The organism is Allostigmatella hybrida (genome assembly GCF_020103775.1).
GTDB classification, from domain to species: domain Bacteria; phylum Myxococcota; class Myxococcia; order Myxococcales; family Myxococcaceae; genus Hyalangium; species Hyalangium aurantiaca.
This window is the reverse complement of record NZ_JAHXBH010000019.1, coordinates 122,479-145,653: the sequence shown is the minus strand read 5'-3', so window position 1 is coordinate 145,653 and position 23,175 is coordinate 122,479. Positions and strand designations below refer to the sequence as shown.

General features: G+C 69.0%; 22 protein-coding genes. 9 read left to right on the top strand and 13 right to left on the bottom strand.

Annotated features, from left to right (window positions below):
• Positions 1 to 86: 86 nt before the first annotated feature.
• The 3 genes from KY661_RS25330 (at position 87) to KY661_RS25320 (ending at position 3,341) form a co-directional block, all read left to right on the top strand.
• The gene (locus KY661_RS25330) at positions 87 to 1,784 is read left to right on the top strand and encodes a DUF262 domain-containing protein (protein ID WP_225412666.1); all 1,698 of its coding nucleotides are present in this window, start codon (positions 87 to 89) and stop codon (positions 1,782 to 1,784) included.
• Between the two features lie 158 nt (positions 1,785 to 1,942).
• Complete coding sequence (locus tag KY661_RS25325) at positions 1,943 to 2,683, top strand: PH domain-containing protein (RefSeq protein ID WP_225412665.1); 741 nt, start codon at positions 1,943 to 1,945, stop codon at positions 2,681 to 2,683.
• The gene (locus KY661_RS25320) at positions 2,673 to 3,341 is read left to right on the top strand and encodes a hypothetical protein (protein ID WP_225412664.1); all 669 of its coding nucleotides are present in this window, start codon (positions 2,673 to 2,675) and stop codon (positions 3,339 to 3,341) included. Before KY661_RS25325 ends, KY661_RS25320 begins: the two co-directional genes overlap by 11 nt.
• A 24-nt stretch (positions 3,342 to 3,365) precedes the next feature.
• Here KY661_RS25320 and KY661_RS25315 read toward each other — a convergent pair whose 3' ends face one another.
• From KY661_RS25315 to KY661_RS25295, 6 genes are all read right to left on the bottom strand, one after another.
• Complete coding sequence (locus tag KY661_RS25315; protein ID WP_225412669.1) at positions 3,366 to 4,694, bottom strand: serine/threonine-protein kinase; 1,329 nt, start codon at positions 4,692 to 4,694, stop codon at positions 3,366 to 3,368.
• A 228-nt stretch (positions 4,695 to 4,922) separates the two neighbouring features.
• A complete protein-coding gene (locus KY661_RS25310; RefSeq protein WP_398577234.1) occupies positions 4,923 to 5,360 on the bottom strand; it encodes an AbfB domain-containing protein in 438 nt (145 codons plus the stop codon).
• A 34-nt stretch (positions 5,361 to 5,394) separates the two neighbouring features.
• Positions 5,395 to 5,499, bottom strand: a complete 105-nt coding sequence (locus KY661_RS37775) for an AbfB domain-containing protein (protein WP_398577236.1) — start codon at positions 5,497 to 5,499, stop codon at positions 5,395 to 5,397.
• Positions 5,500 to 5,712: 213 nt separating this feature from the next.
• Positions 5,713 to 6,330 carry an LURP-one-related/scramblase family protein gene (locus KY661_RS25305; RefSeq protein ID WP_225412663.1) on the bottom strand — a complete coding sequence of 206 codons (618 nt, stop codon included), beginning with the start codon at positions 6,328 to 6,330 and terminating at the stop codon, positions 5,713 to 5,715.
• Between the two features lie 74 nt (positions 6,331 to 6,404).
• The gene (locus tag KY661_RS25300) at positions 6,405 to 7,202 is read right to left on the bottom strand and encodes a DUF7683 domain-containing protein (RefSeq protein WP_225412662.1); all 798 of its coding nucleotides are present in this window, start codon (positions 7,200 to 7,202) and stop codon (positions 6,405 to 6,407) included.
• Between the two features lie 8 nt (positions 7,203 to 7,210).
• On the bottom strand, positions 7,211 to 7,351 hold the full coding sequence (locus KY661_RS25295) for a colicin E3/pyocin S6 family cytotoxin (RefSeq protein WP_225412661.1): 141 nt from the start codon (positions 7,349 to 7,351) through the stop codon (positions 7,211 to 7,213).
• A gap of 95 nt (positions 7,352 to 7,446) precedes the next feature.
• Here KY661_RS25295 and KY661_RS25290 point away from each other — a divergent pair, with 95 nt between their 5' ends.
• Positions 7,447 to 7,980, top strand: a complete 534-nt coding sequence (locus KY661_RS25290) for a hypothetical protein (protein ID WP_225412660.1) — start codon at positions 7,447 to 7,449, stop codon at positions 7,978 to 7,980.
• Between the two features lie 13 nt (positions 7,981 to 7,993).
• On the opposite strand, the gene KY661_RS25285 is transcribed toward KY661_RS25290, so the two are convergent.
• The 5 genes from KY661_RS25285 to KY661_RS25265 form a co-directional block, all read right to left on the bottom strand.
• Positions 7,994 to 9,157, bottom strand: a complete 1,164-nt coding sequence (locus tag KY661_RS25285; RefSeq protein WP_225412659.1) for an acyltransferase family protein — start codon at positions 9,155 to 9,157, stop codon at positions 7,994 to 7,996.
• Between the two features lie 106 nt (positions 9,158 to 9,263).
• Complete coding sequence (locus KY661_RS25280; RefSeq protein WP_075009123.1) at positions 9,264 to 10,052, bottom strand: WecB/TagA/CpsF family glycosyltransferase; 789 nt, start codon at positions 10,050 to 10,052, stop codon at positions 9,264 to 9,266.
• 6 nt (positions 10,053 to 10,058) lie between these two features.
• Positions 10,059 to 10,553, bottom strand: a complete 495-nt coding sequence (locus tag KY661_RS25275; RefSeq protein WP_225412658.1) for a GNAT family N-acetyltransferase — start codon at positions 10,551 to 10,553, stop codon at positions 10,059 to 10,061.
• Between the two features lie 8 nt (positions 10,554 to 10,561).
• Positions 10,562 to 11,080, bottom strand: coding sequence for an NUDIX hydrolase (locus tag KY661_RS25270; protein ID WP_225412657.1), 519 nt, complete (start codon positions 11,078 to 11,080; stop codon positions 10,562 to 10,564).
• 1 nt (position 11,081) lies between these two features.
• Positions 11,082 to 13,943 carry a TonB-dependent receptor domain-containing protein gene (locus tag KY661_RS25265; protein ID WP_225412656.1) on the bottom strand — a complete coding sequence of 954 codons (2,862 nt, stop codon included), beginning with the start codon at positions 13,941 to 13,943 and terminating at the stop codon, positions 11,082 to 11,084.
• Positions 13,944 to 14,072: 129 nt separating this feature from the next.
• Here KY661_RS25265 and KY661_RS25260 point away from each other — a divergent pair, with 129 nt between their 5' ends.
• Entirely contained in the window at positions 14,073 to 14,744 is a 672-nt protein-coding gene (locus tag KY661_RS25260; RefSeq protein WP_225412655.1) for an SDR family oxidoreductase, read from the top strand.
• Positions 14,744 to 15,520, top strand: a complete 777-nt coding sequence (locus KY661_RS25255; RefSeq protein WP_225412654.1) for an SDR family NAD(P)-dependent oxidoreductase — start codon at positions 14,744 to 14,746, stop codon at positions 15,518 to 15,520. The genes KY661_RS25260 and KY661_RS25255 overlap by 1 nt, the downstream gene beginning before the upstream one ends.
• Here KY661_RS25255 and KY661_RS25250 read toward each other — a convergent pair.
• A complete protein-coding gene (locus KY661_RS25250; protein WP_225412653.1) occupies positions 15,512 to 16,336 on the bottom strand; it encodes a class I SAM-dependent methyltransferase in 825 nt (274 codons plus the stop codon). The genes KY661_RS25255 and KY661_RS25250 overlap by 9 nt on opposite strands.
• Positions 16,333 to 16,776 carry an HIT family protein gene (locus tag KY661_RS25245; RefSeq protein WP_225412652.1) on the bottom strand — a complete coding sequence of 148 codons (444 nt, stop codon included), beginning with the start codon at positions 16,774 to 16,776 and terminating at the stop codon, positions 16,333 to 16,335. Before KY661_RS25245 ends, KY661_RS25250 begins: the two co-directional genes overlap by 4 nt.
• Before the next feature lie 130 nt (positions 16,777 to 16,906).
• Here KY661_RS25245 and KY661_RS25240 point away from each other — a divergent pair, with 130 nt between their 5' ends.
• From KY661_RS25240 to KY661_RS25230, 3 genes are all read left to right on the top strand, one after another.
• Positions 16,907 to 18,541: a carboxypeptidase-like regulatory domain-containing protein gene (locus KY661_RS25240; protein ID WP_225412651.1), complete on the top strand. Its 1,635-nt coding sequence runs from the start codon at positions 16,907 to 16,909 to the stop codon at positions 18,539 to 18,541.
• A 185-nt stretch (positions 18,542 to 18,726) separates the two neighbouring features.
• Positions 18,727 to 19,173, top strand: coding sequence for a response regulator (locus KY661_RS25235; protein ID WP_075009113.1), 447 nt, complete (start codon positions 18,727 to 18,729; stop codon positions 19,171 to 19,173).
• Between the two features lie 68 nt (positions 19,174 to 19,241).
• Positions 19,242 to 23,072 carry an nSTAND1 domain-containing NTPase gene (locus KY661_RS25230; protein ID WP_225412650.1) on the top strand — a complete coding sequence of 1,277 codons (3,831 nt, stop codon included), beginning with the start codon at positions 19,242 to 19,244 and terminating at the stop codon, positions 23,070 to 23,072.
• Positions 23,073 to 23,175 lie beyond the last annotated feature (103 nt).

The window sequence follows — 23,175 nt, the reverse complement described above, 5'->3', positions numbered from 1 at the left end:
CCCAAGGCCCCGAGTCCTCCATCACGATAGGCAATGTGCAGCCGCGAAAGGGGAAAAGTTATTTCCTCCAGCCTCCTTAGGTGGCAATGAGTACGACACTGTCCGCGCACGAGAAGCCGATCTCTAAGATTTTCAGCAATGATTATGTTTTCAGCATACCGGGCTATCAACGCCCCTATGCATGGACGGAGGATCAGGCACGCGATTTGCTCGACGATTTGACCGGATTCATGAAGGCTTTCCCGGGAGACGTCGAGGACATGCCTCCTTATTTTCTAGGCAGCATCGTCCTCATCAAGAAGGAAAACATACCGAATGCCGATGTCGTTGATGGGCAGCAGAGACTGACAACCCTCACTCTCCTGCTCTCAGCTATTCGAGCCAATGTTGATCCAAAGAACGCGGCGGATATCAACCAGCTCATCTATGAGCAGGGAAGCGCAATTCTTGGGACACACAATCGTTTCCGCCTTTCCTTGCGAGAGAGAGACAAATCATTCTTCCGGGAGTATGTGCAGCTTGAGAATGGTTTTCAGAAGTTGCTGGCGCTGGGAGATGTCCTTACAGATAGTCAGAACAAGCTTCAGGCCAATGCCAAGTTCTTCCAAGTGAGGCTTGGGGCGATGGCGGAAATGGACCGCCTTAAGCTTGCTCAGTTCATCGTCACCCGGTGCTTTCTCGTTGCCGTTTCGACACCTGACATCGACTCCGCTTACCGCATCTTCTCTGTGCTCAATAGCCGGGGAATGGACCTGTCAGCGACTGACATCTTGAAGGCTGAATTCATTGGTGCGATTCCCGAGCGGGACAGGGAGCACTACACCAAGAGGTGGGAGACGGCTGAAGAGGACCTGGGACGTGATGCCTTCGGTGACCTCTTCGGGCACATCCGAATGGTTTTTTTGAAGGCAAAACCCAAGGGAACGCTCCTGAAAGAGTTCAAAGAGCATGTCAGCAAGGAGCAGCTGCCATCGAAATTGATCGATGACGTCATACTGCCCATGGCGGAGGTGTACGAAGAGCTTCTTGATTCTGCTTACACTCAGGTCGGTGAGACAGCCGCAGTCAATGAATGCTTGAAGTGGCTCAACCGGCTCGAGTTCAATGATTGGATGCCCCCTGCGCTCGCGTTTGCCGTCCGGCATCGGGGCAACCCCAACTCAATGAGAACATTTTTTGCCGACCTGGAAAGGTTGGCCTACATGATGTTGCTCACCAGAGCAGGGGTCAACGAGCGGATTGAGCGGTTTTCCAGGCTCACAAGCGAAGTCGAGGATGGGGTGGATTTGGGCGCGGTCGGCTCCGCTCTGCAGTTGACCTCTGTCGAGCAGCTGGACGCGCTTGAGGTTCTGGAAGGCCCAGTTTATGAGACCCTCAGCCCGCGCTCCCGTGCATCTATTTTGCTGCGGCTTGATGCACTGCTGGCGGATGTGGGGGCCAAATATGATTACAATACTGTCACGGTCGAGCATGTTCTGCCTCAGAATCCGCGTCCGGACAGCAAGTGGATGACATGGTTCTCAAGCAACGAGCATGCTGTCCGCGTACACAAACTCGGAAATCTTGCCTTGCTAACACGCAAAAAGAATAGCGCGGCCTCCAATTACGAGTTTGAGCGTAAAAAGGAGAAATATTTCACCGTTGAGGGGGTTACGCCGTTTGTGTTGACTACTCAGGTGATAGGGTGTTCGGAATGGACTCCCAATGTTGTTGACGAACGTCAAAAGACGTTTGTCAGTAAGCTGAGCAATCACTGGAGGCTTGGGAACTCTGGCGAACTCTGAGCGTTCGTGCTGAACGCCGGATGCTCCACGGACGGGCGCTGATGGCGCATGTTTCTACGCTGGAAATGCATGTTGGAAGATAGAGCTTCGGCCACCAGCGAGGTTCTCGTCCCATGGGGCAATAGAGCTGCTTCCGGAAGCCTTGTTAGGCTTGCGCGATGGACACGCTTACCCGCCCGGAGCCGGGGCGCTCGCAGCGGGACGAACTGGAGCGCCTCCAAGAGGAGCTGCGGGCCCTTCGCCACCAATGCGAAGCGCTTCCCACGGAGAACGCTGAGCTGGCCGGCCAGGTCGCCCGGTTGGAGGATGAAGTTCGCTGGCTGCGCCGCTCGCTGGCGGTAGCGCACAGCGAGCAGGTGCGGCCCCCCGCTTCTCTGCCAGAACGGCTCATCCTTCCGTTCCGTGCCAACCCTTCGCGGCGGACTACCTATGGCAAGCTCCGATCCGCGCTGCCCCTGTCGGGATTGTTTATCGGCCTTTCGCTCCAAGCGATGAACAATCCCCAGGCGGTCATCACGTTGGGACTCCTCTTTCCGGTCTGCGTCGCGGTGCGGGCTCTCTTTCTGGAGCCCGTGGAAATGGCCGAGGGCGTTGCCTGGCAATTCGACGAAGAGGGCTTCGCCCCGGACACGTTGCCCGAGAGCTCCGGCAAGGTGCTGTATTCCGAGGTGCATAAGGTCGAGGTCGTTCAAGGGCCTCTCCACCGTCTCTTTGGCTCGGGGGCCGTCCGGGTCACTTGGACACCCTTGATCCAGACATCCCTCGGGAAGGCAGAGGCCTATCCGGACCGCTCCGTCCTCATCGACCTGATCGATGATCCCCACCGGCTGGCGGAGTGGCTGCGGCAGCGGGCCTTACCAGCTCAGGCCAGGAGCGTGGGAGGGGCCCATGCCGTCTGAGCGCCCTGTGGAGCCCGGAATCGCTCAGGCCCTGGAGCGCATCCAGGAGGACGTGCGCACGGGGCATCGTGCGATGCGCACGCTGACCGAGGAGAACGGCCGGCTCCGGGCCAGGCTCGGACAACTTCAGACCGAGCGGGAGCAGTTGAGCCGGACATTGCAGGAAGTCCGGCAGGGCCAGCCCCTGCGCCGGCCCCGGCTGCCGGAAGTTCTGGCCCCACCGTTCGAGGTCCGCACCCAGGTTCCCCTGCGCCGTGTGTTCCTGAGTCAGCTTCCGCTGGTGCTGGTCACTGGAGCTCTGCTGACCTTGCCGTGGGATTACCGCACCGGGATCATGGTGGTGTTGTGCGTCCTCTATGCCGTGGTCTCGGTCTACCCGCAGCTCAGGAGGTGGTTCGGAAGTCCTTCCTGGCGGTTTACCGGGAGCGGCTTGGAGGACGGTGGCCATTCGGGGCTCCCAGCGGAGATTCCCTACGGACAGGTGGTCTCCGCCACAGCGGAAATTTCTCCCGCGCAGCTCCGCCGCGGAGTGGGGACCGTGACGGTGAAGTTCCGGCCAGCGCCCGGTGCGCCGGAGGACTTCGTGTCCCTGCTCGATGTGCCCGAGCCGGAGCGCCTGGCGGAATGGATCCAAGCGAAGGGCCTGCCGACGAACTGAGGGCCTCTCTGGCCTGGGTGGCACTCAGGGAGAGCTGCCTGGCTCGGAGGTCGGTTGGCGGCGCTGCGGGTTGGAGAGCACAGGGCCATAGCACTGGCTCTTGAAGACATAGCCACTCTGCTCACATGCCTCGCGATCCAGCGTAAGTCGGATCCAGCAACCTCCATTGAGCGCAAGTTGTCCCTTATGAGGACACCGGCCCTTCACATCGGGAGTGGCCTGGCCTGACCTCGGTGGGGGCAAGGTGTCCGTGGACATCACCTCGGGCACCGAGGCGTCAGGAGGATCCACCGGGGGCATTCTCGATGCGGCATCGCCCAGGCCCACGGTGTCCGAACCTTCCTGGCCGGGCGCTGCGGATTCTATCCCTGAGAGGGAAGGCGGCACCTGGGTCCTGCCACGAACCTCCCATCCTGCCCAGGCCGACAGCATCAGGAGCATCGCGGCTGTCATGAACTTTGCCCACGTGGGGCTCTTGCGTGGAGCGGCTTTCTGAGGCGCCGCGTGTGACGCGGGATCGCGCTGACGTGCGAGCTGCTCCGCGGTCTGCTCCAGCGCTTCCGCCAGTTCACTCGCGGTTCCCCGCTCCTCTGGACGAACCCGGAGCATTCGAACGATCAGCGCGTCGAACCGTGGATCGAGGCCCGGGACGATGGCTCTGGGCGGGGGCGAGGCCATCTCTCCCAACTGCCAGGTTCCCGTTTCATCTCTGAACGGATCGCTCAGTTCGGGGTACGTGCCGGTGACGAGCCGGTAAGCCGTGACGCCCAGGGCGTAGAGGTCATCCGCGGGCTTGTCTTCATACCGGGCGGAGGGATCCCACATGTACCGCAACGAGAACAGCGAGGACTCCGCGGAGCGATAGGCGGGGGTGCCCGTGAACGTACCCGGCGGCGTCAGGGTGACCGCTCCCGGGTGGATGCCCGAGCCGAAGTCCGTGAGCATCGCGCGCTGATCCGCGTGCCGCACCAGCACATTCCCACCCTTCACGTCCCGGTGAACGGCGCCCTGCGCATGGAGTGCCTCTAGGGCACGAGCGAGTTGGGCCAACAGCCGGACCACCTGTTCTGGAGAAGGCCGGCGCGCCTGGGCCCAGTCATAGAGCGGCGTCCCCTCCACCCACTCCATGACGAGATAAGGATGAACGGTCCCGGCGGGATGTTGCCACTCACCAACGCCTAGCAAGCGGGGGACACTCGGATGGTCCACGCGGGAGAGCAGCTCTTCCTCGCGGGAGAACCGAGGGTCTCGCGGCAACAGGGCTAGCTTGAGTGCCACAGAAGTGGAGTGCGCGTCGCCTGCCCGGACAGCACGGTAGACGGCCCCATAGACGCCATGGCCTGCTGACCCCATCACGCGCCATGGGCCCACTGTCATTCCGGTGCGAAGCCAACCCGGAGGTGGAGAGGAAGCCTGGGGTTTATCCATGATGTTCCTGCTCCACTCACCACGGGTGTCCGTGAGCGCAGAAGAACGCCACGTCTTCAGGCTTTTGGCCATGGCTTTCAATGAAAGAGCCCGGCCCCTCGGAAGAAGGACCGGGCTCTTCAATAACTCACGCGCTTCAGAGGACCGGCGGGATTACGGCGCCCAGGGGCCCACGATGCTCCAGCTCGCGTCCGCGTTGAATCCCGCGGCCGAGTCCCAGGTGCCCCCGTACCCCGCTGCCGTCCACACCTCGGCGCCGTAGTGCCGCAGGAAGCGGCCCGGGAAGTTGAAGGACTCGAACGAGACGCCCGTGCCCGACAGGCCCGGGTGCGCGCAGAAGGTGGCGTCCTGGTCGAACAGCGCCGAGCCGTCCCGCGCATCCTTGCGGACCCAGTTGCTGTTGTGCCGCAGGTACTGCCCGGGGAAGTTGCGCGACTCGAACGAGTAGCAGCTCGACTCGGCCAGCCCGGCCACCAGCCGGAAGGTCGCATCCTGCTTGAGGGTGGCGGCGCTGGCGCCGTCCACCACCGCCGTGTTGGCCACGCTGTCGATGTGGCGCAGGTAGCGGTTGGTATAGCCCGCCGTCGTCACCCGCGGTGCTCTGCCACCACGGCGCGGCGATGGCTCAGGTCGCGTCCTGGTGGAAGGACGCGGTGTTCTTGAGCGCGTCCACCCAGAGCTCGCTGTTGCGGTGGCGCAGGTAGGCGCCGGGCTTGTTCTTGGACTCCAGCGAGACGTTCGCCGAGCCATGGAGCGCCGCGCGGGCGCAGGCTGCAGATAGACATCGCCCCCCAGTACGGCGATGCCGGTGGGCCGGAGCAGCTCCAGGACCTGAGCTGCGTCCTCGGGCCGCCAGGCGACCTCCCCGATTCCGGACTCCGAGAGGCTCTCGGCTCTGCTCCAGAGATGCCTCGGTACCATCAGCCTGCCGATGGGGGGGGACCTACTGCTGACGGCCCTCGATGGCGCACAGGAGGACGGCCGCCGCGATGCCCATGCGGCGGTCCAGCCGGCCCGAGCGGTCCACGGAGAAGTCGAGCGAGATGCGCTGAATGAAGGGGTTGAAGTGCTGGCGGAAGTTCAGCACCGGCTCGCCGCCCACCGTGCCCGTGAAGCTCTGCGGCACCAAGTTGGACAGGAAGCGGCGCACCAGCGCGAGCGCGATGCTGTCCTCCTGGAGGAGCCCCACTTCCTGGTCCCGCGCGTCCAGCACGAGCCACTCGTCGCGCAGCATCGACTTGAACCCCTTGCGGCGCAGCGCACCCAGCTTCTCTCCCGTTCTGGAGTCGGTGACGTCATACGTGGCGCCGAAGTCGAGGATGCTGCGGGCCTGGATGGTGAGCACCTGCTCCCGCATGTCCTCGTCCGTGAAGACGCGCAGGTCCTCTTTCAGCTTGAACGCCTTCAGCTTCGAGTAGAAGGCGAGCCCGCCCGCCTCGTCGTAGATGTGGAAGGCCTGCCCGAAGATCTTGAAGAACTGTCGGCGGATGACATAGCGGCTCTGGCCAAAGCGGCCCTGGGCCAGCTCGGAGCGGGAACGCGGCTCGAGTGCGGTCGTCATGGAATCTCCTCTGGGTATGTGCGTCCCCCTTCTACCTCAAGTCCCTCCACCTCCGAGTGTCGGCGGCGAAGGCCTTACGTATCTGCGGGGCGAGGTGACACCGGGAAGTAGTAGTTCACTGCGTAATCGTGAGCCGAGAGGTCGAGCGGTTGAGCCAGGAACGGCCTCAGTCCGGCGGCCTGCTGCCCGGAGTTCACCGGGTAGAGCCCCGCCAGCGGATGGTCCTGGGCAAGGCCCAGAAGGGGCCGGAGCGCCGCCTTGGTTGCGCCATGGAGCGGGTGCACGGCGCTGGCCGTCCGATGTGTGAACGCTTCTCCCTTGGGGAACGCCAGGACCACGGGCCGGGTCTTCAGAGGATCCCAATGTTCGATGAAGCAGTCTCGCGCTCCCGCAAGGTCAGGAGGGGAACGCAACAGGGGGGTGAGCGCGGCGGCCAGCGCTTCGCTTTCGATGCGCCAGCGGCGATGGAAGCCCAGATCATCGACAGGCCGCCCCAGGCTGGCCTGGAGTGCCGCATCGGGCTCCTGGAGCAGTTCGTGCTCGAAGACGGGCGTTGCCGCTGGACCCTTCTGGAAAACGGTTACCTTCCGTTGGACGCGAGGACTGCTGTCCGAAGCGGATGTCTCCAGGAAATAGTCGTAGGCGTTGAGCTTGAGCGTCACGCCCACAAGCGCGCCAAGCCCATCCGCCTGCGCTTGGGTCTGGAGGGGGTAGACATAGAGCAGCTCGGGATCCTCTGGGTCGAGGGGAAGCTCCAGGGCGGCTCGCAGTTGCTGCACGGAGACGTCCGGAAGTTCATGCGCGGTTACCTGCGCACCGTGAGACTCGCGATCGAAGACCGAGAGGATCCAATGGGTTTCAGGAGTTTCCATGGGGTGCGTCACGGTTCGATCCGCCGGGTTGGATCCGCTGGCTGGGTCTGCTTGCCGGTGGATGGGTCGAATTCGCCCAGGGTGGCATGGCCCATGATGGCGAGGCTCCACCACAACGCGCTGCCGAGCATTAATCCTTGCCACGTCATCGGTCTCTCCGCAGGTGGGAAGATGCAACGGGCTTTCCGTTGTGCGGGAGGGGCTCAGGTTTCTCCTGCCGCCCCCGGTGCTCCGGGAGGAGACCATGGGGAAGAATGACATGCGGTGGGGTTGGCACGGGGCCGTGCTCTCGGTGGCAATGGCCATGGCCTGTGGCGATGAGGCGGAGGTGCGCAGGGAGCCCGTGGGCTCCTTCCTGCTGCCGCGGGATGCCATCCCCAACCGCAACGCCGCCGTGGGGCCCTTCTGCTGCTCCGGACGCACCCTCGTCGTCGAGGGCCCGCAGGGCCAGGGCCCGCTCGGGTATCTCCACTTCTTCTTCTGGGAGGGGCAGGCCTACACCCTGACGGACACGGAATCCATGGCCCCGGACCTCTACCTCGGGGTGAGTGCCCGCCGCTCGCTGGACACGGGCCGGGGCGATGAGCTGCTCGACCGCATCTCGTTCTCGGGCGACGAGCTGCGGCTTGGCGCCTCCAAGCGCCTGCGCATCGGCGCGCTCGAGTACATCGCCACCCTCACGAACGTGGAGACCGTCCCGTACAAGGGCGTTCCCCACTTCCTCATGAGCACGCTGGAGGTCTCCGTGGACGTGCTCAGCGTGATGGACACGCCCTGAGCCCGCCTCCGCCTCACGGCACGGGGTTGGACGCGGGGGCCCCCGAGGCGGTGGCCCGCGACGTCACCGCCGTCTGCACGTGCTTCTCTAATACGGGGCCCGCCGGCGCCTTGGGCTCCAGCGTCAGGCGCTGCTTGATGCGCAGGAACCGGCTCTCGAAGTAGCGGTAGCTCAGGCCCGCGCCCACCACGCTCAGCGCCATGGTCAGCAGGAAGTACACCGTGAAGCCCTGCTCCGGCAGCGCCCGCCGCACCGTGTTCAGCGCCAGCATGTGCATCAGGTAGATGCCGTAGCTGATCATCCCCACGTAGCGCACCGGCGCCAGCGTCAGCAGCGGCATGAGCCAGTGGTCATTGCGCAGGCAGCACGCCACCACCAGCGCCGTCATCACCAGCGCCGTCAGCCAGAACGCCGTGCCATCCGTGGACACCGCCGCCATCACCAGCACCAGGAGCGCCGGTGCGCACCACTGCGCCCCCAGCACCCGGTACACCCACGCGAACCCCACGCGCGAGTGCACCGCGTACGCCGCCAGGCACCCCAGGCAGATGGCCGGCGAGAAGCTCGCCAGGATGCGCACCCACAAGGGCCCGTCGTCCAGCCTGCCCGTCTCCACCGCCCACGGCGCCACCAGCGACACCGTCAGCAGCAACACCATGAAGGCCGGGGCCCCCCAGCGCCGCGCCACGCGCATGACGCCGGGCCAGATCAGGTAGAACTGCTCCTCGGTGGCCAGCGACCAGGCGAAGTAGAAGATGATGCGCTTGTCGGGCACCAGCGGCACGAGCCAGTTGGACGTGTACGTGAGGAAGGCCGGCAGGTTCCCGAAGAACTCCGCCTTCTCCTGCACGCCCTTCTCCAGGATCAGCACCGTCACCACGTACACGGCGATCACCGCGTAGTAGAGCGGGAAGATGCGCAGCGCGCGCCGGCCGTAGAAGCGCGCCAGCGAGATGCGGCCGTGCCCGTCGCGCTCGCGCAGCAGCAGCGTGGTGATGAGGAAGCCGCTGATGGCGAAGAAGAGGGAGACCCCCAGGTACCCCCGCCCCAGCAGCCCCGAGTGCAGGCCAGAGACGTGGTACGCCACCACCAAGAGGACGCTCAAGCAGCGCAGTCCATCCAGTCCCGGGAAGTGGCGGGTGCTCAGGAATTCTGCGTGGGCGCGATCGAAGGCCATGGCCACTCTCAAGCAACGCGCACTTCTTCGCTCGCCACAAGCCCCCCACTCCGTTGGGTGGGTCGCTCGTGTGAGGGGAAGCCGTACACAGGGGGGAAGGACGGTCTCAGGATGACCCTTTCTGGCCCCTGGACGTTTGGGGATCAACCAACCGGGTGACGGCCACGTGGGAGAAGAAAACGGGTATTCCGAGAAGATACCGGCGGGCGAGCCGTTGGGGTTCCAGGTAGAGGCGGTACGTCCACTCCAGGCCGAGCGTGCGCAGCCACGTGGGCGCGCGCGTCACCTTGCCCCCCAGGAAGTCGAGGATGGCGCCCCCGTTGACGATGAGCACCGGGTGCGAGAGGTGCTCGCGCAGGCGCACCGCGATGTCCTCCTGCTTGGGCATGCCCATGGCCAGGATGATGAGCTCCGGCTTCGTCTCGGCGGCGAGCTGAAGGTACGTCTCCGCGGGGGCGAAGCCATCGTGGCACGCCACGACGGTGAGCCCCTCGTCCTCCAGCTTGCGCCGCGCGGTGTCCAGCCACGGCGGCTTCGTGCCGAAGAGCGCGGCGCGGCGGCCCCGGTAGGCGCGGGCAATCCTCGGGATGAAGTCCGTGCCGTTCATGTTCAGCCCGGGCGCGTGCCCGAAGGCCTGGAGCCCCAGCTTCACGCCGATGCCGTCGCGCAGCAGGAGATCCGAGCGCAGCAGGCTCTCCAGCATGGCCGGCGTGTTCCACCCGAGGTTGGCCGCGTGCGCGTTGACGAACGAGACGATGAAGGGGCGCGTGGGGTGCTGGAGGCGCTCCAGGAGGGCTTCCTGGGCGCGCGCGTCACCGATGCACTGGATGCGCTCGTGCAGCTCGCGGAAGTCTTGTGCGCGCGCGGCCAGCGCTCGCTCTGGGGTGCCCGTCATTGCGCCTCACATCTCCCGGGGGCCGAGGATAGAGGATGGCAGCAACTTGCGCATGTGCCGATGGGGAATGTTCACTTCCGTGAAGGGCTCACCGTGGACGGTGTAGCCCAGGCGCTCGTAGAAGGGCACCACGGTGGCGCGCGCGTGAAGGTGGATCGAAACCATACCGCGCCGCGGCAGCTCCGCCTCCAGGGTGGTGACGAGCCGCCGGCCCAGCCCGCCTCCCTGGAGGGCGGGCGAGACGGCCATGGCGAACAGGCGGCCCCCGTCCGGCGCATCGGGGTGAAACAGGACACACCCCACGACGCGCTCTTCCCGGTGCGCCACGAGGTGGAGGCTCTCGTGTTCGAAGGCGAACGTGACGGAGGCGCGCGGCAGGCCCAGCGGCTCCCGCAGCACGCGGAAGCGCAGCTCCAGCTCCGCCTCGTAGAGGGGATGTCCCGGGGAGATGAAGCTCAGCGCGGGGGCATCCAGGGGGGCGGGCGGGGCAGGAGGAGGCATGGGGCGGTTCAGGGCGGGGGCGCGTGCCGCCTTCGCACGGCATCGGTGAGGTAGGCCCGGACGTGGGCGGACAGCGGCAGCCGCAGCGCATCCTGGGCTTCGATGAAGTTTGCCCAAACCACCTCGCGTTGGTCGAGGGTGAGCGGCGGTTCTTTGTCCACGTCCAGTTCCACGAAAAAGACATGGTCCCGCTTGAACTCCTCCCACACCACCACCTCGAAGGCGGGGCGCAGGGCAGCGGGGTCCACGGACAGGCCCACCTCCTCGCGCAGCTCGCGGGCGCCCGTCTGGGGCACGGACTCGCCCCGGTGGGCCCCGCCCCCCGGCATGCTGAGCAGGCGCTTGTAGGAGTTCTGGAGGAGCAGGACGCGCGAGCCGCACCAGATGCCCACCAGCACGCCGCTGCCCTCGGGGCGGCGCACGAACCAGTACGCCATGGCCAGCGAGTAGACGCCCCGGTACGCCACGCGGGTCAGGGCATTGGTGAGCTGCTGGGCGGCCTTCCAAGGGGCCTCGGGCAAGGGCATGTCAGAAGGCTCCCGTGAGCTGGAGGGTGAAGGTGCGGCCGTACTGGGCGACGGGCTCGGTGGAGATTTCGTTGCTCACCGGCAGCGCGTACCGCTCGTCCAGCAGGTTCTGCACGCCGGCGAAGTAGCGGAAGCGGGCCAGGTCCCCGGAGATGCCGAAGCTGACGAGCACGGCCTCGCCCACGCTGGGCGCGCTGGCGCTGCTCTTGCGCGCGCTCTGGTAGGTGGCCTGGGTGGCCAGGCGCATCTCGCCGTTGCCCAGGGGCAGGAGCAGGCGCCCGGAGGCGATGTGGGCCGGGGCCACGGCCTGCACCTCGTCCGAGGCGTTGCGCAGCGTCACGTAGGAGTAGCTCAGGTCCACCAGCAGGTAGCGGCCCGGCTGCCAGTGGATGCCCGCCTCGGCGCCCCAGGCGAGCGTCTCGCCGGAGGTGTTCCGGTACACCAGGCACTGCTCGGTGCCGGGGGTCGAGCCGCACTGGGGCGTGCCCAGCTGCTCCAGCTCCAGCGTCACCAGGTTGGCGATGCGGTTGTGGTAGCCGGCCACCGTCAGGCGCAGCTCGTCCGTCAGGTCGTGCGAGTGCTCCAGCTCGAAGGTGGTGATGGTCTCCGGGTCGAGCTCGAGCGCGGGCCGCTGGGTGACGAGCCGGTCCTCGTAGAACAGCTCGTAGGCATTGGGGGCGCGGAAGGCGCGGCCCACCACGAGCTTGGTGAGGCCCACGGCGTAGGGCCTGCCAATGAGGGCCAGGCGCGGGGTGAAGGGCGTGGCGTCCAGGTCCGAGTACCGGTCCACGCGCACGCCCACCGACAGGCTCAGCCGCGGGTGCAGGCGCCACTCGTCCAGCAGGTAGAGCGACAGCAGCGTGCGCTCGCTCAGGCGCGTCAGGCCCTCGCCGCCGAAGACTTCCTGGCCGATGCGCAGCTGGTGCTGGCCCTCCAGGCCCAGCGTGAGGTGGTTGCCCTGGAACAGCGCCAGCAGCACCCGGGCCTCGGCCGAGAGCCACTCGGCCTGGCCGGCGTCGGTGTCGCGCGTGAGCGCCGAGCCCTCGCCGTTCTCGTAGTACATCCAGTAGCCCCGGTAGCGGCTCAGGTCCACCGAGCCCCGGAGCGAGAGGCTGACGCGCTCGCCCAGGGGGCGCTCGTAGCGCGCCTCGGCGAAGCCGCGCACGTCCTGCACCTGGGTGCCCGAGGCGCTGATCACCGTCTGCGAGGCCCCGGTGGGGATGTCCTTGCGGCGGCCGTGGAGCTGGGCCATCAGGGTGAGGTAGCCCAGGCGCGCGCGCAGCGAGGCGGTGCCGGCGCGCTCGCCGTCGAGCCCCTCCACGCGGACCCCCGGGGCCAGCGGCGTGGTGTCCGCGCCCCGGGCGTGCATGCCCGCGGCGGACACCAGCACCGAGCGGTCCGTGCCGTTGTCCCAGCCCGCGGTGGCGTGCACGCGCGTGGTGCCCAGCCCGCCCACCGCCCCGGTCAGCTCCACGCGGCGGGTGCCCAGCGACTCGCGCGGCACCACGTTGACGACGGCGAAGAAGGCGCCCGTGCCGTACAGGGCGCTGCCCGGGCCGCGCACCACCTCGATGCGCTCCACCTCTTCCAGGTCCACCGACAAGTCGTGCGCCGCGTAGCCCTGGCCGGCCCAGACGTCGTTGAGCGCGTGGCCATCCCAGAGGATGAGCAGGCGGGTGTTGAGGTCTCCGGGCGGGGAGAAGCCGCGCACGCCCACGTGGGTGTAGTTGCGGTCATCCACGAGGAAGAAGCCGCGCACCCCGGCCAGGGCCTCGGCCAGGGTGCGCCAGCCGAAGGCGCGCAGCTCCTCTTGAGAGAGCACGGTGGTGGAGGCGGGGGCCTCGTCCACGGACAGCAGGCCCTTGGAGGCGGCGCGCACCGGCGGCGGCTCGTAGCGCAGCTCGGCGTGGAGCTTCACCTCCTTCTCGGCCACCACGCGCACCGTCTTGCGCAGGGGGCGCACCTCCAGGCTCTCGACTTCCAGCGTGTGGTCGCCCTCGGTGAGGGTGAGCACCGTGGGGGTGAAGCCCGCGGGCTGCCCGTCCACGCGCACGCTGGCGTTGTCCCGGTTGGCGGTGACGACGAGCCGCCCGGTGGGCTTCTCCTGGGAGCGCAGCGCCACCGGCACCCTCACGGTGGCCTCGGCCGTCACCTCGGCCACGAGCTGGGTGGGGGCATGCCCCGGGGCGCGCACGTAGAGCAGGTGCTGGCCGGGGGGCAGGTTCAGCGTTCCGGGCACCTGGGCGAGCACGGGGCCGTCGGGCGCGTTGCGGACCTCGGCGCCCACGGGGGTGCCGGTCAGCTCCACCTTGCCGGTGATGAGGGTGAGCTCCAGGCTCTGGGTCACCCGCTTGCCGCGCGCGAGCAACACCGTGGCCTCGGCGGGCTGGTAGCCCTCCTTGTGGACCATGACCTTGTGGCGGCCGGGCGGCAGCGCGAGCGTCTGGGGCGAGCGGCCCCGGCTGCCCAGGTCCGTCCGGTCCATGTAGACCTCGGCGCCCTCGGGCACGGTGTTGACGTGCACCAGGGCCACCCGCGGGCGCAGCCGCTCCAGGGAGCGCCGGACCTCGGCGGCATCGTCGCTGGAGAGCGCCTCGTTGGAGAGGTCGTCGTAGTAGCGGTAGGCCTCGTTGAGGCGGTTCTGGGCCTCGTAGCAGCGGGCGATGTTGAAGAGGACGTTGCGGTTGGGGACGAGCCGGTAGCTGGTGAAGTAGGCGCTCAGGGCCTCGTTGTAGTTGCCCCGGGCGTAGGCCTCGTTTCCCAGCTCGAACGCGACGTCCGCCTCGTCGGCGGTGTTGTTGGCCAGCGCGAGCAACGGGGTGAGCCACAGCAAGAGGAGGAAAACGGGCCGAAACCAGATCATGGGAGCTGCCGCATTCTCCCTGCCCCGGGGGGAGGAGGTCTACCCAGGGAGGCCTGAAATCGACTCCCGGCGGGAGGGGGGCCCCAGAATTTCGAGTAATGTCCGCCGGGAAAAGGAGAGGCACGCGTCATGGAAGTCCGCACTGCGCTCGTCGTCGGGGGGACCGGAGACATTGGCTCCGCCGTCGTCCACAAGCTGCGGGCCGAGGGCGTGCACACGGTGTGCGCCGCGATGGACGTCCCGGAGGACACGGCGGAGGCGCTCCGGGTGGACATCACGGACGAGGCCTCGGTGACGGCGCTGTTCGAGAAGGTGGCGCAGGCGCTGGGCCCCCTGGGCGTGCTGATCAACTGCGCGGGCATCGGCGTGTTCTCGCCGGTCGAGGAGACGCCGCTCTCGGAGTGGCGCCGGACGCTGGAGGTGAACCTGACGGGGGCCTTCCTGTGCGCGCGCGAGGCGTTCAAGCGGATGAAGGCGCACGGTGGGGGGCGCATCCTGCACATCGGCTCGGTGAGCGACCACCTGACCCTGCCGATGAACGCGGCCTACGCGGCCTCCAAGCACGGGCTCCGGGGGCTGACGGGGGTGCTGAACGAGGAGGGCAAGGCCCACGGCGTCCGGGCCACGCTCGTCTCGCTGGGGGCCGTCTACACGTCCCTGTGGCACGCGCGCCCGGAGTTCAGTCCGGCCGACATGCTGCCCCTGGAGGAAGTGGCCCAATGCCTCTGGGAGATTGCCCGCAAGCCGTTGAACGTCCGGGTCGATGAGATCCGGCTGCTGCCTTCCAAGGGAGTACTCTGATGGGCTCGATTCCGGACACGCGCCTGGCCATTGTCACCGGCGCCAGCCGCGGCATTGGCGCGGCGATCGCGGAGGTGCTCGCGCGCCACTCCTTCCGTGTGGCCCTGCTGGCGCGGGATGAGAAGGCCCTGGCCTCGGTCGAGAAGACGCTGCTGGCCGCGGGGGCCCAGGCCTGGCCGTTCGTCTGCGATGTGGCCGACGAGGCCCAGGTGAACGCGGTGCTGGGCGCCCTCGAAGCGCGCCTGGGGCCGCCCAGCGTGCTCGTGAACAACGCGGGCTTCGGCGGGCCCTTCCACCGCGCGGACGAGGTGCCCAAGGCGGAGTGGGAGGCCCTGTTCGGGGTGAACGTGGACAGCCTCCACTACTTCTGCCGGTGGGCCCTGCCCCGGATGAAGGCGCAGGGGTTCGGGCGCATCATCAACATCTCCTCCATCCAGGGGCTGTTTGGCGGGGCGCTCTCGTCCACCTACGTGGCCACCAAGCATGCCGTCGTCGGCTACTCCAAGGCCGTGGCCGCCGAGTGGGGGGCCTCCGGCATCACCTGCAACGCCGTCTGCCCGGGCTACATCGACACGGAGATGCTGGCGAACGCGGATCCCGGCATCCGGCAGGAGCTGCTGAAGCGCATTCCCGTGGGCCGGTTCGGCCGCCCCGAGGAGGTGGCGGAGCTGGTGGCCTTCCTGGCGGGGCCCGCGGGCGGCTACGTCAACGGCAGCGCGCTGGTCATGGACGGCGGCCTGTCGTCGCACCTGGCCAACGGCCTGCCCTCATTCTGAGTCCGGGACGCCAAGGCCCCCGGGCAGCTTCGCCCAGCGCACGGTGGCGTTGGGCCGGGCGGGCTCGGGCTGGACGCCCAGCTTCTTGAAGTCGCTGGAGTAGGGCGAGCCCTTGAGCACCACCACGCGGCGGGCCACGCGCTGGGCCTCGGCCAGCGTCTCGCGCGTCAGCGGCGTGTAGTCCGCGTGGCGGCGGAGCATCTCGAAGGCGTGGGAGGACTTGCGCGTGCGCTCGAACATCGGATCGAACAGCACCGCATCGAAGGCGCCCGCGGGCAGCGCGCGCAGGTACGTGCCCGCGTCCGCGTGGACCACCTCGATGGGACAGGCCCGGGGGTGGCGGGGAAGGCCGGCCAGCCCGTGGTGGGCCAGGAGGTAGAGGGCGGGGCTCTTCTCCAGCGCGGTGAGCGCGCCCGTGGGGCCCACCAGCCGCGCGGCCGTCTGCGCATCGGCGCCCAGCCCCAGGGTGCAGTCGAGGACGCGCTCCCCCTCGCGCAGCCCGGCGATGCGCACGAGCATGTCCTCCTGGACGCCCGCGTCGAGCTGCTTCACCCGCAGGTGCCCCAGCCCCGGCGAGAAGCGCAGCACCCCATGCGCATCCACGAGCGCCACCGAGGCCGCCTCGAAGACGAGGAGGGCCTGGGCGCTGTGCCCCAAGAGCGCCTTGAGCGGCAGCTTGTGGTGCCGCGCCACGTACGGCACCCCCACCTCCCGGGCCGCCTGCTGGGCCCGCTGCGCGAGCGCGGGGTCCACCCGGTCGGAGGTGGTGACGGCCAGGGGCCACGGCGGGCCCGAGGGGAGGCCTTCCAGGCTCATGCCCGGAGGGCGGCGGCGAGCGCCTGGGCCGCGGCCTCCAGCGCCTCGGCGGACAGCGCGTCGGCCTCCGTGAAGTCAAAGGCCCCCCGGCCCCGGAGCCGTTGCGGCGTGTCCGCGAAGCGGGGCACCATGTGCAGGTGGAAATGACGCAGCACGTCGCCGATGGCGAAGGCGTAGGCGTGCTCGGCGCCGAGCACCTCGCGCTGGGCGCGCATCACCCGGGCGGCCAGCGGGCCCAGCTCGCGCGCGGGCTCGCCGTCCAGCTCGTACCAGGCGCGCACGTGTTGCTCGCTGGAAATCACCACCCAGCCGGGCAGGGGACTCGGGGCGGCCACCCCGTGCACCACCAGCCCGGAGCCCCGGGCGAGCACGCCCCCCACCGGGCGGGTGGCCCCGCTCACCACGGCACAGCCCAGGCAGGGCGAGTTCACATCGGACATCGCGCCACCGTAACAGCCCCGCTCCCGCGCCGGGCGTCAACTTGACGCCCGCGGCGTGCCCGGGAGAGTGTTTCACACCGCCCGTTTGTCCTGGCGTGGACTTATCAGCATCACTTTAAAGGTGGAGATGATGAAGAAGCTGGCTTTGGCCGTGGTGCCCCTCCTGGCCGTGGGGTGCGGTGCTTCCGATGAGGATGGGGATGGCATCGCCGATGGCGTCCGGGATCCGAACAACATCTCGGTGGTGGTCCCCGCGACGCCCAAGGGCACCGTCTCCGGCCAGGTGCTGACGACCCAGCAGCGGCCGCTGTCCGGCGCCACCGTGACGATGACGCTGGGCAGCACGCCCACCGCCAACACGGTCGCCACCGACGAGCAGGGCAACTTCACCTTCCAGAACGTGCCGGGCGGCGCCCAGGTGCTGCTCACCTTCAGCAAGGAGGGCTTCGCCTCGCTGCGCGCCACCTCCGTGGTGCCCTCCTCCGCGGGCAACGTGCCCATCAACAACGGCAACGCGAGCTTTGGCCCCGTGCTGCTGAGCGAGCTCAACGGCTCGCTGAAGGTCTACGCCTTCGGTCCGGATGGCCGCCCCGCCGCGGGCGCCCAGGGCACGCTGGAGGTGGACCCCGCGGGCCTGGTGCTCTTCGGCTCCTCCGAGCGGACCACCAGCACCGTCGTCATCGATGCCACCGCGGATGCGCAGGGCCTGCTCTCCTTCGAGCGGGTGCCCCGGCCGGCCGAGCTGCAGCGGCTGCAGGGCAAGCTCCGGCTGTCCATCGCCGCGCTGGATGCCAACAATGACGGCGTGTTCGAGGCCGGCGGCCGGCTCATCGAGTACACGGCGGATCAGCTCCTGGCCTCCGGCACGCAGCGCACCGAGAGCCTGCCGTACGCCTACACCCCGGAGGCTGCCCTGGGCCTCAGCCACAGCAGCATCGCCTCGCTCAAGGGCGGCTCGAAGGACCCCATCTTCAACATGGTCCGCTCCGGCGAGGGGCTCTCCATCGTCTTCAACCAGCCGGTGCAGCCCACCTCCGTCATCGCCGGCCTCACGGACGAGTACAGCAAGGCGCGCCTGGGCTTCTCCAAGTCGCTGTCGGGCGGCGGCACCGTGCTGACAATTGTACCGGACCAGCCCTTCCAGCCGGGCAAGGAGTACAACCTCACCCTGCGCGCGGTGGCGCTCAACGGCTCGGCCACGGGCGCCACGCAGTTCAACAGCACCGTGTCCTTCTTCGGCGGGGACCTGAACCAGCCGCTCCCCACCGCCATCGAGAGCGTGCAGTTCCGCGACCTCAAGCCGTCGGCCGTCTACACCAACGGCGTGTTGGATCCGAACGAGCAGGTGTACCTGAACTTCAACCACGTGGTGAGCCGCTACGGCGCCTCGCCGGTCTTCGCGTTCTTCAACGCGGACCTCGATGCCAACGGCACGGTGGGCAACGCGGTGGGCGAGGTGGGCAACAAGACGGGCTTCTCGCTGCTCGCCGACGAGCCGCTGGCCCCCTACGTGACGGGCACGCCCGCCGAGGAGCCGGTGTTCTCCATCACCGCCTCCGGCTTCACCACCCGCTACTCCTTCCGCTTCGCGGGCACCCGGCCCCTGAACCCCGCGGACTTCCCCGGCGGGCTGCCGGTGGTGGTGGCCTTCAGCGCCATCAAGGACGCCGCTCGCAACGGCTATGCCAATGCCTGGGGGGTCAGCCAGGTGGAGGACCTGACCGGGGTTCTGTCCGGTACGGGCGCCATCCCCCCCGCGCCCTGAGGCGCGGTTCGCCTCCCTCCACGCACGTCCACCTCCCTCGGGAACGAGGTTTTCCGGGGGAGGTGTCTGCTGGGAAACAATCCCCGCGCACTTTGGCGTACGCATCCCCGGCCGGGGGGACAAGGCGCGGAGGGCAGGGCGTGTATAGAATGGTTCAGGTCACTTCCCCGTTGGAGCCCCGCCCCATGAGCCAGTCGGCCACGAAGATGCTGCCAGAGGATGTCAGTGCAGCGGTCCAACCAGCGAAAAAGCGGGTGCTCGTCGTCGATGACTTCGATGATGCGCGCGAGATGTACGCCGAGTACCTGGAGTTCGCCGGCTTCCTCGTGGAGACGGCGCGCAACGGGGCCGAGGCCGTGGAGAAGGCCCAGGAGGCCTCGCCCGACATCATCCTCATGGACCTGTCCCTGCCGGTGATGGATGGCTGGGAGGCCACGCGGCTCATCAAGAACGACATCCGCACGCGCGACATCCCGGTGATGGCGCTCAGCGGCCACGTGCTCGCCGGCAGCGAGCACCACGCGAAGGAGGCAGGGGCCGACGAGTTCGTGGCCAAGCCCTGCCTGCCCTCGGACCTGGAAGACAAGATCCGGACGATGCTCAAGCCGAGCAAGGTGAAGGGCAAGCGCTAGCCTCGCGGCACGCGTTCTTTGGCGGGAGGTGGGTTGATTGCCTTGAGCCGAGCGCGTAGGCACTGATCGTGGCCTCTCCAGCCTCCCTCAACCCACCCGATGCGTGGACTCCCCCGGAGGAGTTCGACGAGTACCGGCTGATCCGGCTGATCGGCCGTGGGCGCACGGGAAGGGTGTACCTGGCGCACGACACGCTGCTGGAGCGTCCCGTGGCGGTGAAGTTCATCCCCGCCCTGGGCCAGAACGCCCTGTCGCGCTTCCTGGTGGAGGCCCGGGCCGCGGCCCGCATCCAGCACCCCAACGTCGTCACGCTCTACCGCGTGGGCCAGCTGGAGGATCAGCCCTACCTCATCTCCGAGTTCATCCGCGGCGTCAGCCTGGACCGGGTGGCCCGGCCCGTTCCTTCCGAGCGCGTGCTGTCCATCGGGAAGGACCTGGCGCGCGGGCTGAGCGCGGCGCACCGGCGCGGGGTGCTGCACCGGGACATCAAGCCGGGCAACGCCGTGCTCACCGAGGCCGGCGAGGTGAAGCTCCTGGACTTCGGCCTCGCCAAGCTCCTGGATCCGGCCGCAGCGGCCGCAGCGGCCGCCGAGACGGGGCCGGGCCGGGCGGCGGCGGTGCCCCCCGTGGTGCCCGCGGAGTTGGATCCCGAGGCGAGCGCGGGCTTCGGCGCGCGTTCGCTGGATGGGGTGTTCCTGCCCTCGCTGCCCCGGGGCGCGCTGGTGGGCACACCCTATTACATGTCCCCCGAGGCGTGGGCGGGCGAGGAGCTGACGGCGCGCAGCGACGTGTACTCGCTGGGCGTGGTGCTCTACGAGCTGTGCGCGGGCAAGGGGCCGTTCCGGGACGTGCCCTGGCGCGAGCTGTCCGAGTGCGTGCGCTCGCGCGACGCGCGGCCGCTCGCCGAGGCCGCCCCCGGGGTGGACGCGGGGCTGGCGGCCGTCATCGACCGGTGCCTGCGGCGCGAGCCCTCGGAGCGCTATGCCTCCGCGGCGGTGCTGCTGGACGCGCTGGAGCAGCTCGGGCGGGACGAGCTCGTCCCGGGCACCATCCCCGAGGGCAACCCCTTCCGCGGCCTCCAGGCGTTCGAGGCCGAGCACCGCGCCCTGTTCTTCGGCCGGCGGCGCGAGCAGCGCGCGGTGCTGGAGCGGCTCAAGGGCGAGCCCTTCCTGCTCATCACCGGTGACTCCGGCGTGGGCAAGTCCTCCCTGTGCCTCGCGGGCGTCATCCCGCTCCTCGCGGATGGGGCGCTGGAGGACGGGCGGCGCTGGCGCTCCACGCGCCTGGTGCCGGGCCGCCACCCCGTCGCCGCGCTCTCCGCGGCGCTGGCGCCCATCCTGGAGGTGCCCGAGGAGCAGCTCGCCGAGAGCCTGCACGCGGAGCCCAGCGCCCTGGCGCGAAGGCTGCGTGCGAAGCTGGGCGCGCGCGAGGGGCTGCTGCTCTACGTGGATCAGCTCGAGGAGTTGGTGACGCTCGCCTCCGCCGAGGAGGCGGCCCAGGCGGGCATCGCGCTCGGAGAGCTGGCCGAGGGCGTCACCGGCGTGCGGCTGCTGGCCACCGGCCGCAGCGACTTCCTCACCCGGCTCACCGGGGTGCCGGGGCTCGGCGCCGCGGTGCCGCGCGCGCTCTACCTCCTGCGCGCGCTGACGCCCGAGGAGATGCGCGAGGCCATCATGGGCCCGGCGCGCGTCAAGGGCGTGCGCTTCGAGTCCGAGGCGCTGGTGGACACGCTGGTGGCGGCCACCGCGGCCACCGAGGGCGGCCTGCCACTGCTCCAGTTCGCCCTGGCGGAGCTGTGGGAGGCGCGCGACCGGGCCGCGGGCGTCATCACCCAGGCGGCGCTCGATGGGCTGGGCGGGGTGTCGGGCGCGCTGGCGCGGCACGCGGACGGGGCGGTGGACAGCCTGTTGCCCGACCAGCGCGTGGCCGCGCGCGGGGTGCTGCTGCGCCTCATCACCGCGGACGGCACGCGCGCGCGCAAGACGGACCGCGAGCTCGTGGGGGACGACCCACGCTACCGCGCCGCGCTGGAGGCGCTGGTGCGCGCGCGGCTGCTCGTGGCGCGCGAGGCGGAGGAGGGCACCTCCTACGAAGTGGCCCACGAGGCGCTTGTCACCGGGTGGAAGACGCTGGCGCGCTGGCTGGTGGAGTCCACCGAGCGCCGCGAGGTGCAGGCGCGCCTGGAGACGGCCGCGGCCCACTGGGAGCGGCTGGGGCACGCGCGCGATGTGCTCTGGGGCCCGCGGCAGCTCGCGGAGACGGCGGTGCTGGACGCCGCGGAGCTGACGCGACGGGAGCAGGACTTCCTGGAGGTGTCGCGCCGCACGGTGGTGCGCAGCCGCCAGGTGCGGCGTGCGCTCGCCGCCGGGTTCCTCATCCTCCTGGCGCTCGTGTACGGCGGCGGGCGGCTGCGCGAGCGCTGGCGGCTGAGCCAGGAGGTGCAGGCCCAGCTGAGCGAGGCCTCGCGCGCGCTCGGCGAGGCCCGGGACAAGCGCCAGGCGCTGAGCGCCGAGCGGGACCAGGCCTTCCGGCTCTACAGCGCGGGGCACAAGGCGGAAGGCGACCGGGCCTGGGCGCACGCCGCGGCCCGCAGCGCGCAGGTGCGCGAGCACTTCGACGCGGTGGCGGACCGGCTGGAGCGCGCGCTGGTGCTGGAGCCGGGCCGCAAGGAAGTCTGGGACGAGCTGGCCAGCTACCTGCACGAGCGCGCCCTCCTGGCCGAGCAGGAGGACGAGAAAGTCACCCTGCCCACGCTGCTCCAGCGGCTGCGGCTCTATGACGTGGGCGGCCACCGCTGGCAGCAGTGGAGCGAGCCCGCGCACCTGGCGCTGGCGTTCAAGCCCGCGGGCGTGCAGGCGAGGCTCCTGCCCGTGTCCCGCGGCGCGGACGGCCACGAGGTGCTGGGCCCGCCCCTCTCCTGGCCGCCCCCCGAGGGCCCGGGGGCGGATCTCCCGGTGCCGCCGGGCAACTACCGGCTGGAGGCGGAGGCGCCGGGCCACGAGCCCCTGCTCCTGCCGCTGCGGGTGGTGCGCGGCGAGCGGCGGGTGATGGAGCTGCCGCTGCTGCCCCAGGGCTCCCTGCCCAAGGGCTTTGTCTACGTGCCCCCGGGGCAGGTGCTCTTCGGCAGCGCCGAGGACGAGAGCGTGCGCGAGTTCTTCAACGCCGTTCCCATCCACGAGATGAAGACGGCGGGCTTCCTCATCGCCCGCCACGAGACGACGTACGCGGATTGGATTGCCTTCCTGGAGAGCCTGCCCCCCGCCCAGCGCGCGAAGCACGCGCCGGCGGTGGGCGCGCTGGGCTCGCTCTTGAAGCTGGAGCAGGTGGGGGACACCTGGCGGCTGAAGATGCAGCCCAGCTCCGTGCTCTACACCGCGTGGGCCGGGGAGAAGCTGCGCTACGCCAAGCGCGCCTGGAACGCCGAGCAGGACTGGCTGAAGATGCCCGTCTCCGGCATCACCTTCGACAGCGCGGAGGCCTACGCCGCGTGGCTGTCGAAGACGGGCCGGGTGCCCGGCGCCCGCCTGTGCTCCGAGCTGGAGTGGGAGCGCGCCGCGCGGGGGGCGGATGGGCGGGAGTACCCCCACGGGGACCGGCTGGCCCCTCGCGAGGCCAACTTTGATCTCACGTACGGCAAGGAAGCAGGCGGCTTCGGTCCGGACGAAGTGGGCCGTCACCCCGCCTCCCGCAGCCCCTTCGGCGTGGACGACATGGCGGGCAACGTCTGGGAGTGGGCCTACTCCTGGCTGGAGCCCGGCAAGCCCGTGGTGCGCGGCGGCAGCTACTACTTCGCCGCCCCCTCGGCCCGCTCCTCCAACCGGGAGCTCCCCGAGCGCGACGCGAGAGATCCGACGGTGGGCTTGCGCCTGTGTGCCCCCCCTCCCTCGCCTGCTCGCTGATCCTTCCCGAAGAGAACTTTCCGTTGCTCTGGGAAGCACAATGTTGCTCCCGCGACGGGAGTGTCGGCGAGCCAGCGCTTGTGAAGGAACCGAGTGCTGATGA